This is a genomic window from Leptospira noguchii serovar Panama str. CZ214, assembly GCF_000306255.2.
GTDB classification, from domain to species: Bacteria; Spirochaetota; Leptospiria; order Leptospirales; family Leptospiraceae; genus Leptospira; species Leptospira noguchii.
Window position 1 is genome coordinate 225561 of the sequence record NZ_AKWY02000004.1, and the last position, 12021, is coordinate 237581.

Here is a 12021-nt window from a genome sequence, read left to right on the forward strand (position 1 = left end):
AAAAGTCTCTACATTCGTATTTCTAAATTTTATAACGTCTTACAAATGTAATGTTTTAAGACCGAGCTTGTAATCAAATTGAAACATTCCCTTCATATAGTTGTAATCAAAATGAAATATAAATTTCGAAGAAATTACAAACGGTTCAAAGAGAGAAAAAGGAACGGTCTTATACCGGTATTTGAAATGGAAAAGAAAAGAGAACGTAATAAAAGAAGTATAAAGTTACAAATCGGTTTTCAAATTTTTAGTTTAATATTGCTCACTGAAGTTGGATTATTCGCACAAGAAAAACCTATCGCAGTAGATTCTAAACCAGTAGAAAAACCGAAAAAGGAATTTTACGAAGACAATGACACCGGATTAATTTATACAAAGCCGGGTCCAAATCGTACTAAGATCGATTCTTTCGAAAAAGAAAATTTTCCGGAACGAAAGGATATGCAACTTCCAAATCATTACAAACATAGACCTGAAAATTTAAACGAGGAAAAATTGGTAATCGCCGCAAGAACTCAGTTTCGTGGAGTCAGTGGGGATCGTAATTCCGCATTTTCCGGCAACGAAAACTTTCACACTGCAGACGCAAACTTCAGAAGACTTCGTCTTGGTTTCTTTTATCAAGGCGCAAAATGGTGGGGATTTGCAACTCAGCTTCGTTTAGAAAACGCAATTAATAGTCAGTTTTTAAGGGTAACAAAAAATAAAACCACTGGCGACGTTCAAGACGTAACTCTCAACGATTCAAGAGGTTTAATTCACGAAGCGGTCATTTGGATGAACATTCCAATTCTTAGTTCTCGGATCACTTTGGGGCAAATCAACGTTCCGTTTAACAGAGAGTATATTCAAAGTTCTGCAAATTTCATTTCTTTGGAAAGATCAATCGTTACAAATATGCTTCCTCAGTTTGATACTGGTGCTATGATCGCAATTCATCCTTTAGAAGCAATTGATAAAAAATATACTAGATATTTATCCCTTCACGGTTTTATCGGTAACGGTCATGGTGGTGGTGGCGACTACGGTTACGGTAGAAGACAGGACAATACGGCTGCGCGTCAAAACCTTCCCCAATTGCTTGCTCCGATTTATTATGGCAGGATTCAATACAACGTATTTGGCGGATTGATAAAAAAAGATAAAGACATAGGTTGGGTCGAAGGCGACGAAATTTTTCAAGACGACGCCAAACTATCGTTAGGCGCTGCAGTGGCTCAGACAACTCAACTTAAAACTTCACAGCCGGTTCCGGTAGAATTCCTTCTCAAAGATCAAACTCCTACTAGACTTGCAATTCAACAAACTACACCTACAGGTGGAGTTGATCCAACCGGATTAAAGTCCGATTATCTTGCAGATAAAACGATTACAACACCAGGACGGCCAAACTTCGGTATCGTAGGTCATACATACGACATGACTTTCACTTGGAAGGGATTTTATTTAAACGGAGCTTGGAGTAAGTTCTCCGGTTCGGCAGCCAATCAAGTAATGGGTTATCACGGTACGATCGGTTACAATTTTCATATTAGCGGATCGAAATATATCATGCCGGTTCTCAAAGTGGAATTTTTAAAAGGGGACTGGAACCAAAATCAAACTTTTGAACCAGGAGAAGCCTATTACATTTATTGGGCCGGAATAAACTTGTTAGGCGATTATCATCTTTATAAAATTCAGCTTTTTTATCAGGTCATACATACCAACACCGCTAAAAATTATTTTATCAATACGGCGGATAATCGGGACGCAAGAACGGTTTATCTTCAATTCCAAGCAAACTTTTGGACTGGAACTTCTTCTCCGGAAAATATTTCTGGCGGAGCGATTTACAGGCAAGATTATTAGACGGACTTGTCAAAAAGAAAGCTAACTTCTATAAAATAGCTTTTTCATTTTGTGATTAGAGTTTGAGTAGTTCTCACAAATGTGGGAACTACTGTTTCCCTGGTTTTGTCTATATCAAATTCACATTAAGAAAGATTAAAGTTATTGATCAAACTTCTTATTTCCTTTTTGATCTTTTTTCTTTGAATCGAGTAGCAAGATCATTAAACACTGATAAGGTGACCGGAACATACAAAAGACTTCCTAACGTTCCAAATCCCAATCCCCAGCCTAAAGCAAGTGTCATAGGAATAAGAACCGGATCGGAACCTCCAAGACTATAAGCGGTAGGTAACAAACCCGCTACCGTGGTTAGAGTCGTTAAAAGAATCGGCCTGAATCTTCTTTGACTGGCTTCAATTAAAATATCGTCCATACTCGCCTTAGAATCTTTCCGGATAGAATCGATACAATCCACCAAAACGATTGAAGCGTTTACCAAAACACCAGCTAAACCGATAATACCAATCATTGCTAAAAAGCTAATCGACTTTCCAGAAAGTGGAAAACCAATCACGATTCCTATAATTCCCAAAGGAATTGTACTGAGAATTAACATCGGCTTCCAAAAACTTTTGATCGTAAGCGCGAGAATCCCGAAAATGCCGAATATGGCTATAATCCCCGCCTTTGCAAGAGAAGCCATCGATCTTTGTGTATCTTTTTCTTCTCCTCCAAACGTAATTGTAATTCCGGGATATTGTCTTTCTATCAGCGGTTTAAATTCTGTGGCTACTTTTTGATTTGCGTCGTGAGCCGTGATTTCGGCTAACTTTACGTCGCCATTGACGGTGATCGCGCGATCAAAGTCTTTGTGTGCTAAAAGCTCCGGAGATTCTATCAAATCCATTTTAGAAATCTTTGCAAGATTTGTAATATTCCCCGCCTTATTGCGTAATGGAATCGTTTTAATTTCATTTGGATTTTTTCTAAAGTCTTTATCGTAAAGAACTCTCAAATATATCTTTGTTCTTCCTTTTCGAACGGTCCCCGCTCTCTCTCCATCATACGCGGCACGCAAACCGTTCGCAGCAGACAAAGTCGATACTCCCGTAAAACTTTCCAATCCCTCATCAAGTTGAATATACATCTGCTTACGACCATATCGATAGTCGTCTCGAACGGAAAAAACTCCGGGAATCGATTTTAAAAACGATTGTAATTCGTTCGAAATCTTCTTTAGAGTTTCATAATCTTTGCCTTGAATGGAAATAGTAATCGGAGCACCAATCGGAGGAGCGTTTCCAAATTCTTCTAAAAAGATTTCGTTTAAACCTGGGGTTTTTCTTAAATCCGGTTCTATCGAACGAAGAATTTCAGTCGCTTTTCTTTCGCGTTTTACTTCTGGAGTTAGATATATTAAGACCACTCCCAAGTTTTCACCAAAACGAGATAAAGGATCATCTGGATCGGTTTGTTGTACTCCTATTTTTGTGGAATAACTGACCAATTCTTCTTTAGGAATTTTTTGTACGATACTTTCCATGTATTTCATTTTCTCTCTGGTTTGAAAAATTCTGGAAGTAGGAGGAAATTCTGCTTTGATCATGATGATTTCTATATCTTCTTTTGGAAAAAGTATAAAGTCCATTTGAGACAAAGCGCCACAAGAACCAAAGACCAATAATAAAATGACCGCGAACGAAGATTTTTTATGTCGAATATTAAAAGAAACTAATTTAGAAAAATTTGTTTCGATAGAATGAAAAATTGAGTCCATCTTAAGACGAAACTTACTTTTAATCTTCATCTGATCAGGAGTTTTTGCAAACGCAGCAATCCTTGCCGGTAAAAATAGAAACGATTCTATCAAACTCGCCGTAAGCGCCACAATCACTACTAAAGGAATTTCCCAAATGAATTTTCCCATAATTCCAGTCATAAACAACATGGGTAGGAATGCAGTTACAGTTGTGAGGTAAGACCCGAAAATCGGAACGATCATTTCTACTGTTCCGCGTAACGACGCTGTGACCGGATCATTTTTTTCCGCAAGATAGGTATATATATTTTCCGAGATTACGATCGAGTTATCTACCAACATTCCGAGAGAAATGATCAAACCCATCATAGAAATCATGTTAAACGATACGTCGAAAAATGGAATAACCGAAAAAGTCATCAACATGGAGAATGGTAACGAAAGAGAAGTGAGCGTTGCCGTCCTAAAATCTAAAAATAGAAATAGAATTCCAAACACGATTGCAAATCCAATCAAAGCGTTAGAAGAAACTACGTTAAGTCTGTTTTTAGTTCTTTTAGCCTCGTCGTTTAACACAAAAGTTTTCATTCCGGAAGGATAGGTTTTAGAAAGTTCGTTTAATCTTTTATGAACGTTATCCGCAACATCGATTGCGTCCGATCTTTCTTTTTTGATCACAGAAAGAATTAGACCTTGTTTCCCGTTTGCAATTGCAAGAAATCTAGGATATTCGAAAGTATCTTCTACTTTTGCAATATCTCCTAGTTTAACCGCAGAAAAAATTTCGTTAGTCCTTGTAGGGATTTTTCCAATTTCGGAAGGATTTTTAAATTCTCCGTCAATTCTCAAATCGAACGCTGCTTCTGAGTCCACAGAACCTGCGGGAAGATTGATGTTTCTGTTCCGAATCGTATTGATAATATCGTTTAAGTCCAAGGAATATTGCTTTAGCTTATTAGCATTTACTAAAATATGCCATTCCCTATCCCTCTTACCGAAAACGTCTACTCTCGCAACACCTTGGATTTTTTCAAGTTCCCGTTCCACAAATTCGGCGGTGGTATGTAGTTCGATTTCGTCCTTTCCTCCAAAAATGGAAAATTCGATAATCGGAAAAGATCCGGATTTACGCTCTGTCATTTTCGGTTTTTCGGTAACTTGAGCCGGTAGTTCGGCCATTGCATTGTCTACGGCTCTTCGGATTTCATTTAAAACTTTTTCCGGATCTTTTTCTTCTAGACTAACCCGGACATCAATGTCCGAAACGGAATTTCTAGAAAAAGAACGAATCTCGTCGATTCCATCTATTTCTTTAAGTTTTTCTTCTATGGGATAAGTGACTCTCAATTCTACATCCGCAGGAGAAGCTCCCGGAAATTTTGTAGAGATCACCATTTGTTTTAAATCCACATTTGGGAATGCATCTCTTCGTAATCCGATCAGCGAAACAACTCCGGATAAAAAGATGAAGACCATCCCTAAGTACATAAAAAGTCGATTTTGAATAAAGGATTCTATAAGTGATTTCATATTTATTTTTGACTGACAAATCAGTTTCTGGAATGCCATGATCTACCGTCAAACTGGAAATGTGTAGCGTGATATTCTAAAAATATATTAAAACGAATCACATACTTGCTTTTGAGAATGATGATTTTGAATTCTGTAATTTTTCCCTAAAACTGATAAGATACTTTATAATTATTGTAAGCACTTCTATAACATTAGAGAAATTTTTTCAGACGGCACTTGTAAAGAATTCTTAAAATGTGAGAACTCAGACAAAATCTCATTTGACACCAGTACGGGGAAGAATCTGATTTCAAGAGTGGAAAGAAACCGTCTAGCATTAGCAATCACATTCGTATTGGCTACTTTGTCCATATTGATCGGACTCGTAAATATCTCTTTGGCGACTACAACTTCGAAATACTCTCGAACCACGGGAGGAACATTTTTTAGTACGGCTCCTATCGGCGCCGCACTGATTAAAATCGAAGGTGAAATTCATTCGGGACATTCTACTTTTGAATCGACCGGCTCAGAGAGTATATTGCAAAAACTGAGAGATATAGAACAAAATCCGAATATTAAAGGAATCTTAATCGAAATCAATTCTCCAGGCGGAACGGTTGGAGCTTCACAAGAAATTTACAACGAATTAATGCGACTTCGAAAAACGCGAAAGATCGTTGTGTCCATGAAAGACATGGCAGCATCGGGTGGTTACTACATCGCCTCGGCTGCGGATAAGATATTTGCCTTGTCCGGAACGATCACAGGATCGATCGGAGTCATTGCAATGGCGCCAAACATCAAAGGACTTTTAGATCGTTACGGAATCAAAATGAGAACCTATAAAGAAGGGAAGTATAAAGATTCTTTATCTTTGTTTCGAGATTCTACTCCCGAAGAAGACGAGATGATTCAAAAAATGTTATCTGATACTTATAACGAATTCATTCAAGACGTAGCTAAAGGAAGAAATCAAACCGTAAAGTCGGTTCAAAATCTTGCGGAAGGAAAAATTTATTCAGGACAAGACGCATTTAGAAATAAACTCGTAGATGAAATCGGCGGAAGAAAAGAAGCATTGGAAGAATTATCTAGACTTTGCCAGTACGATGGAGAAATACCTTTATATGAGGAAGATGAATCTCCATTCGATAGACTGTTTATGATGTTAGGATCTAAAATGAATTCTTTTTCCGGCGAAAGGATCTTCTTCAAAGAATTCAAAAATTCGCCCGTACTCATAATTCTTCCTCAGGCAATCAGGTAGGTTCTCTTGAAAGAATTATTCAATACAATAATAGGATTATTGGAAGCTTCTATTTACGAACCGATTCGGCTAGAAACAGCGCTTGCAAATCTTTCCGAAAGAAATCTAAATTTGTATTCCTGGATCGTTTTGATTCCAAGCGCTCTAAGTATTTCCGTAGGCGCGACATACATTTCTCCGCCTTACACGGGAAATTCTTTTGGGATGATTGGATTATCCTTTCTTGCAAATTTATCTATGATTTCCATTCTCCCGATGATCCTAGGAGCAGTAATTGATTTTCACGCACAAAAGAAACAAAGAACGGGTAACGTGCATTTTTCGTACAATCTATGTCGTTTTGGGATGGCAATCTTTGCTTTTTTTACTCCAGTCGCTATTCTGTTACGTGAAACAGGTATGACAGGAGGAATCGGTTATTTTCTAATTTTACTTTTTCTAATCGGATACTATGTAGCAATACTTTCGAAAGGAATCCAATTTATTTACGATTTAAAAACTACGGACGCGGTTCGTTTTTCCTTAACGGCGGTATTCTTTTCAGGCGCATTTCCTTTTATATTTTATTTTTATATCTCAGGCTCTATACTACATTTGATTTTATGAATATTTTAATTACAAACGACGATGGAATTGCATCTTCTGGAATCAAAGCGTTAGAAACGATCCTTCAAAAAGAACACAATACGTATTTAATCGCTCCTTTGCGAGAAAGATCCGCCACTTCTATGGCTTTATCGATTTACGATTCCATGAGAGTAGAAAGAATCAACGACAATCATTATATCGTGGACGGTTATCCTGCGGACTGTGTGAATATAGGTTTGCACGGAGAAATTTTTCCAAAAATTGATCTGGTTTTATCCGGAATCAATCGAGGAGTAAATATGGGTCACGACGTTCATTATTCTGGAACCGTTGGAGCAGCCAGACATGGAGCGATACATAAGAGACTTTCTTTGGCAGTTAGCTCTGGAAATATCACTAAAGATTATGATTATATTAGAGAAGCTGAATTCGTTCGAAAATTTATCAACGAATTTTCTTCCCAATTAAAGATAGGGACGGTCTATAATATGAATATTCCCTCTGATTTTACATCTTCAACCAAGAATTTAAGAGTTACAAAATTAGGGAAACGCACTTACGAAGACACTTACTCTAAAAAAAACATTATCGGAGGAATCGCCGATTTCTACTTAGGTGGCTCAGAGCTCGGACATTCCACCGAAGAAGGAACAGATTTTACTGCATTCTTTTCGGGAAAAATTTCACTAACTCCACTATCTTTAGATCAAACCAATTTTCCTATCTTAACGGAACTTTCAAATTCCTTAAGCAACATGAGCTCGACATAAGAAAATTTTGGCGAATCAAAAGCTCAATAGATGCCGATCTAAACACACCGGCCATAGAAAAGTGTTTACTGAGTTAAGAAAGGCGTTTCATGCGAGCCCCTAACTGCAACAGCAGTCAGCAACGTATTGAATTTTAGGAATACATTAGCTTAGGATACATTTTCCAACTCAACATCTCACTCCTTAATGGGTCATCCGATAATTTAACATAATAATCGTTTTCGGATGGTTTACAAAACTTACGTTAGTTATCTATTATCTCAAAATTAGGAATTGATCAAGTTTGATAAAACCAATTTTTTATTGGATAGGGTTGTTCAAAAATTCTCTAGTGACGATTAACAAAACTGCTTCAATCAACAATTTTCATAAAACAAATGGAGAATTAATTTTTTCACAACTCTAATAACAATTGAAAAATGGCGATTTTATAAAATCCCTTAAAATAAAACTCAAAGGAAAACTGTTTGCGAAACAATAAGATTAACAATCATTGAAAGAAACAGAACCAAAATAAAATCAAAGAACGAAACGATTCCACAATAGAACGAATACACTCGATTTATGAGAAGTTATTAGAGTTATTGAAAAAATCCTATCTACACAATTTTATTCATTTGTTTTAATGAAAAAACGGAAGAAAATTAATTTTTCAATTAGAATTGTTGAAAAATGAAATCCTCCATCAATTTTTGTTTTATGGAAAACGGTCGATTGAAGCAGTTGATCGTCACTATGGAATTTTTCAACAACTCTATTCTAGAACCGAATGCGAAAAATTCATACTACTCTTTATTTAGGATCAGTAATACAAAAAACTAAGACACGTATCAAAAGGAATCAGTAAGTATGAAAATTATAATAAATGCGTAAAGATAAAAAATAGAGTTGTTGAAAAATTAATTCGCCACTTAGTTTCTGTTTCATGGAAACGGTCCATTGAAGCAGTTTTATTAAACGTCACATGTAATTTTTCAACAACTCTAATATAGATCCATAAATCTGGTAACGTTTTGAGATAAGTTTAAAATAACTATTGTTAGGTGAATTATAAAATGTCCGACAAGGATAAAAATAAAAAATTTTCTTCCGCTAAGAAAAGAATTCTTCAGGAAATCAATAAAGAAAATTTTCTTTTTGCATTAACTTTAATCGATCGAGAAATTTCTTCAGGAAATGAAGACCCAGAATTATATTATAATTTTGCAATATGTTGCGCAAGAACTGAGAATCATAAAAAATGCGTTTCTATTTTAGAAGAACTTCTTAAAAAATTTCCTAGATTCGGTGAGCGAGAAAATTCCTTTTTGATGATTGTTTATGCATTAATTCAAAATAAAGAATATTCAAAAGCGTTAGATAAATGTGAGGAACGTCTCAAGTTTCAAGTAGACGATCTAAAAATTCTTTCCATGAAAGCATTTGTTCTTGAAAAATCTGGTAAGGTCGAAGAAGCAATAGAAATTCATAAAAGAATTCTTAGGTTACGTCCCGATTATAAAAATAGTCTGAATTCTCTCGGTTATTTATTGTTAAATCAAAGAGATTATAATCAGGAAGAATGGAAGTTGGCCACTGATTGTTTAAAATCTGTTTTAAAAAACGAACCTGACAACCCCGCTTATTTAGATTCTTTCGGTGTTCTTCTTTTAAAAAGTGGTAAAAAAGAAGAAGCAATTTTAGCTTTTAAAAAAGCTCTCTTAAAATCCCCTACACATCCTGAGATATTACGACACATTGAAAAAGCGGAAGACTCTACTTGACACTGCTACTGTTTTCAAAAACATGGAATCGAAAACGGGATGTAGCGCAGGGGTAGCGCATCTGCCTTGGGAGCAGAGGGTCGTAGGTTCAAATCCTATCATCCCGATTTCCAATCCTCCCAAGACTCGGTAGCTCAGTTGGATAGAGCAACTGCCTTCTAAGCAGTGGGTCGGGGGTTCGAATCCCTCTCGGGTCACCAGGATCAGCAAGAGACGGAGAACGTAGCTCAGTTGGTAGAGCTCCAGTTTGTGGTACTGGCCGTCGCGGGTTCGATTCCCGTCGTTCTCCCCAGTTGTTTTGTGGAACCTCCTCAACCAAAAATCTATCTTAAACAAATCGCAAGTTTTTATAAAACGTGGTAGTTCTCACAAATTACGTCTCTTACTACTTGGATGTATGAAACAATACTCTGAGTTTGTTCCAAAAAGCCAGGCTTTGGGAACTCATGCACAATTTCGAAATTACAGCTTTAATACCTCATTATAACTACTTTTTCCAAAATATCTTAGAATGGTATTTTAAATAAATATAAAGTATTTTTGAGATAGGTTTTACTTACAACAAATTCACATTCAATTTAACAACTTTCAAAATCTCTAAAATATTGGAATAAAACTTAAGTCTATAAGAATTCCCACAAACCGAGATTTTACAAATAAATTCTAAAATATAGAAACTATTTTTAGAGGCTCTCTATAAAATGAATTTTTTATAGAATGACAATTACAAAACGGCGGCTTCATGAAGAAAATCGACATGGAGATACTGTCTTGAAATTCTATAGAAATTCCCTTTTAAAAAAATTGCCCAATTTTCTCACCAAACTCACGTTAATCTAATTTTCAACAAAAACAATAAATCGGTAAATTCTTGTTTTAATCCTCACTCAACCAAATATCTTCTAAACAAAGTTCTTTTAAAGAATCAGAGTCCTTAGTAATCCAGGTTCCCTTAACCGTCCAAATAAACATATTCTGTGGGAATTTCTCGCTCCTTTCAGGTTTGTAATACAAATCTAAAGGAATTTTAAAATTTTTGGACTTTGAAAAATCCAAAAATTTTTCTCCTATAATTCTGTCCTTGGGCAACCTAAGCTCAGTATCCATATCAATCGATTCGCGCAAAATAATACTTAGCTTTAATGTTTTTACCGTTTCATGACAACTTACTACATGGAGATTTTTCCAATTTGAAATTTCAGGTTTTTGATTTTTAAGATGATGTGTTTGTCGTAACTCAACTAAAAAGTCTTCTTTTTGAATCGAGTTACGAAGTTTAAACCATGTTGTAGAAGAATCTCGATCTAGAAGATTACGAATTCTAGAAGTCCTATTAGAAAGATAAGAATTAGTAAAATCAAAAGCTAAAAATGGAGGTTGAATTGTAAATGTTTCTATTTTATTCTTTGTAGTACCAAAGAGATAAAGATTTCCCAGAATGATCGTGACCGGAAAAATGAAAACGAAAACTTTTGGTAATAGACCTTTAGAAATCATAGAATCAAAAGTGTGGGAACTACCATAAAATGGGCAATCAGGATTTTGAACACAACAAAAGGTAATCAAGTATGAAAGTAGGTGTTGTAGGTGGAACCGGACTAATAGGCAGAAATCTTACATTTCGTTTATTAGAAATGGGGTACTCCGTAAGAATTTTAAGTAGATTTTCTAATATTCCCGTATTGCTTCAAAATAAGAAAAATTTGGAGATTATAGGAGAAAATTTTCCAAAATCAGAAAGTTTAAAACATTTAGATGCGATTATAAATTTAGCCGGATCACCTATCGCTGGAGTTAGATGGACTAAAAAAGTGAAAGAAGAAATTCGTTCGTCTAGAGTAAATTATACGGAAAGTTTGGTTTCCTCTATCTCTAAAATTGCAGGCACTCTACCCAAGGTTTTGATTCAAGGATCTGCCATCGGCTATTATGGTTCTTACAAATATGATACAGAAAATTTTTCAGAACATTCTTCTTCCGGCAAAGATTTTCTAGCATCCTTATGTGTGGATTGGGAAAAAGCTGCCGAACCGATTTCAAAACTTGGAATCAGATTCGTTCAAATAAGAACAGGAGTCGTTTTAAGTCCTCAAGGAGGAGCCTTAAAAAGTATGCTCCCCTCTTTTCGTTTGGGGATGGGGGGGACCTTAGGCTCAGGAAATCAAATTCTTAGTTGGATTCATATTGATGATGCGGTTAACGCGATTATTAATTTATTAGAAAATTCTAATGTTTCTGGTCCATTCAATTTGGTTGCGCCCAGCCCTGTGAGTAACGAAATTTTTTCGAAAACGCTTGCTCGAATTTTAAAACGCCCTGCGTTTTTTAAAGTTCCAGCGATAATTTTAAAAGTTCTTTTTGAAGAAGGTGCAGACGTAATTTTAAAAGGTCAGAGAGTAATTCCCGAAAAACTACAAAAGTCCGGGTTTTCTTTTTTATATCCGGAATTAGAAACTGGGTTACAGAATCTACTATTACGGCCAGAATCTTAATTTTGTAGGGTTTCAATCACTTCGGAATTTAAAC

General features: G+C 35.8%; 8 protein-coding genes and 3 tRNA genes. 9 read left to right on the forward strand and 2 right to left on the reverse strand.

Annotation, left to right across the window (positions count from 1 at the left end; translation table 11 throughout):
• Positions 1–186: 186 nt before the first annotated feature.
• The gene (locus tag LEP1GSC059_RS02575) at positions 187–1851 is read left to right on the forward strand and encodes a hypothetical protein (RefSeq protein ID WP_020980223.1); all 1665 of its coding nucleotides are present in this window, start codon (positions 187–189) and stop codon (positions 1849–1851) included.
• A gap of 157 nt (positions 1852–2008) precedes the next feature.
• Here the strand turns inward: LEP1GSC059_RS02575 and LEP1GSC059_RS02580 are convergent, their stop codons facing one another.
• Positions 2009–5122, reverse strand: a complete 3114-nt coding sequence (locus LEP1GSC059_RS02580; protein WP_017215271.1) for an efflux RND transporter permease subunit — start codon at positions 5120–5122, stop codon at positions 2009–2011.
• A 298-nt stretch (positions 5123–5420) separates the two neighbouring features.
• Here LEP1GSC059_RS02580 and sppA point away from each other — a divergent pair, with 298 nt between their 5' ends.
• The 7 genes from sppA to LEP1GSC059_RS02615 all read left to right on the forward strand — a co-directional run bounded on the left by sppA (position 5421) and on the right by LEP1GSC059_RS02615 (position 9787).
• Positions 5421–6374 carry a signal peptide peptidase SppA gene (gene sppA, locus LEP1GSC059_RS02585; RefSeq protein ID WP_017215270.1) on the forward strand — a complete coding sequence of 318 codons (954 nt, stop codon included), beginning with the start codon at positions 5421–5423 and terminating at the stop codon, positions 6372–6374.
• Between the two features lie 6 nt (positions 6375–6380).
• Complete coding sequence (locus LEP1GSC059_RS02590) at positions 6381–6980, forward strand: hypothetical protein (RefSeq protein ID WP_020980267.1); 600 nt, start codon at positions 6381–6383, stop codon at positions 6978–6980.
• Positions 6977–7732 carry a 5'/3'-nucleotidase SurE gene (gene surE, locus LEP1GSC059_RS02595; protein ID WP_020980189.1) on the forward strand — a complete coding sequence of 252 codons (756 nt, stop codon included), beginning with the start codon at positions 6977–6979 and terminating at the stop codon, positions 7730–7732. Before LEP1GSC059_RS02590 ends, surE begins: the two co-directional genes overlap by 4 nt.
• A gap of 1055 nt (positions 7733–8787) precedes the next feature.
• Positions 8788–9495: a tetratricopeptide repeat protein gene (locus tag LEP1GSC059_RS02600; protein WP_002177599.1), complete on the forward strand. Its 708-nt coding sequence runs from the start codon at positions 8788–8790 to the stop codon at positions 9493–9495.
• Positions 9496–9530: 35 nt separating this feature from the next.
• Positions 9531–9602 (forward strand) — tRNA-Pro (locus tag LEP1GSC059_RS02605).
• A gap of 16 nt (positions 9603–9618) precedes the next feature.
• Positions 9619–9695: transfer RNA gene (locus LEP1GSC059_RS02610), tRNA-Arg, on the forward strand.
• A gap of 16 nt (positions 9696–9711) precedes the next feature.
• A tRNA-His gene (locus LEP1GSC059_RS02615) sits at positions 9712–9787 on the forward strand.
• Positions 9788–10371: 584 nt separating this feature from the next.
• On the opposite strand, the gene LEP1GSC059_RS02620 is transcribed toward LEP1GSC059_RS02615, so the two are convergent.
• Positions 10372–10992 (reverse strand): hypothetical protein, encoded by a 621-nt coding sequence (locus LEP1GSC059_RS02620; protein WP_017215269.1) that lies wholly within the window; start codon positions 10990–10992, stop codon positions 10372–10374.
• 71 nt (positions 10993–11063) lie between these two features.
• Between LEP1GSC059_RS02620 and LEP1GSC059_RS02625 the strand changes: the two genes are divergently transcribed.
• The gene (locus tag LEP1GSC059_RS02625; RefSeq protein ID WP_017215268.1) at positions 11064–11987 is read left to right on the forward strand and encodes a TIGR01777 family oxidoreductase; all 924 of its coding nucleotides are present in this window, start codon (positions 11064–11066) and stop codon (positions 11985–11987) included.
• Positions 11988–12021 lie beyond the last annotated feature (34 nt).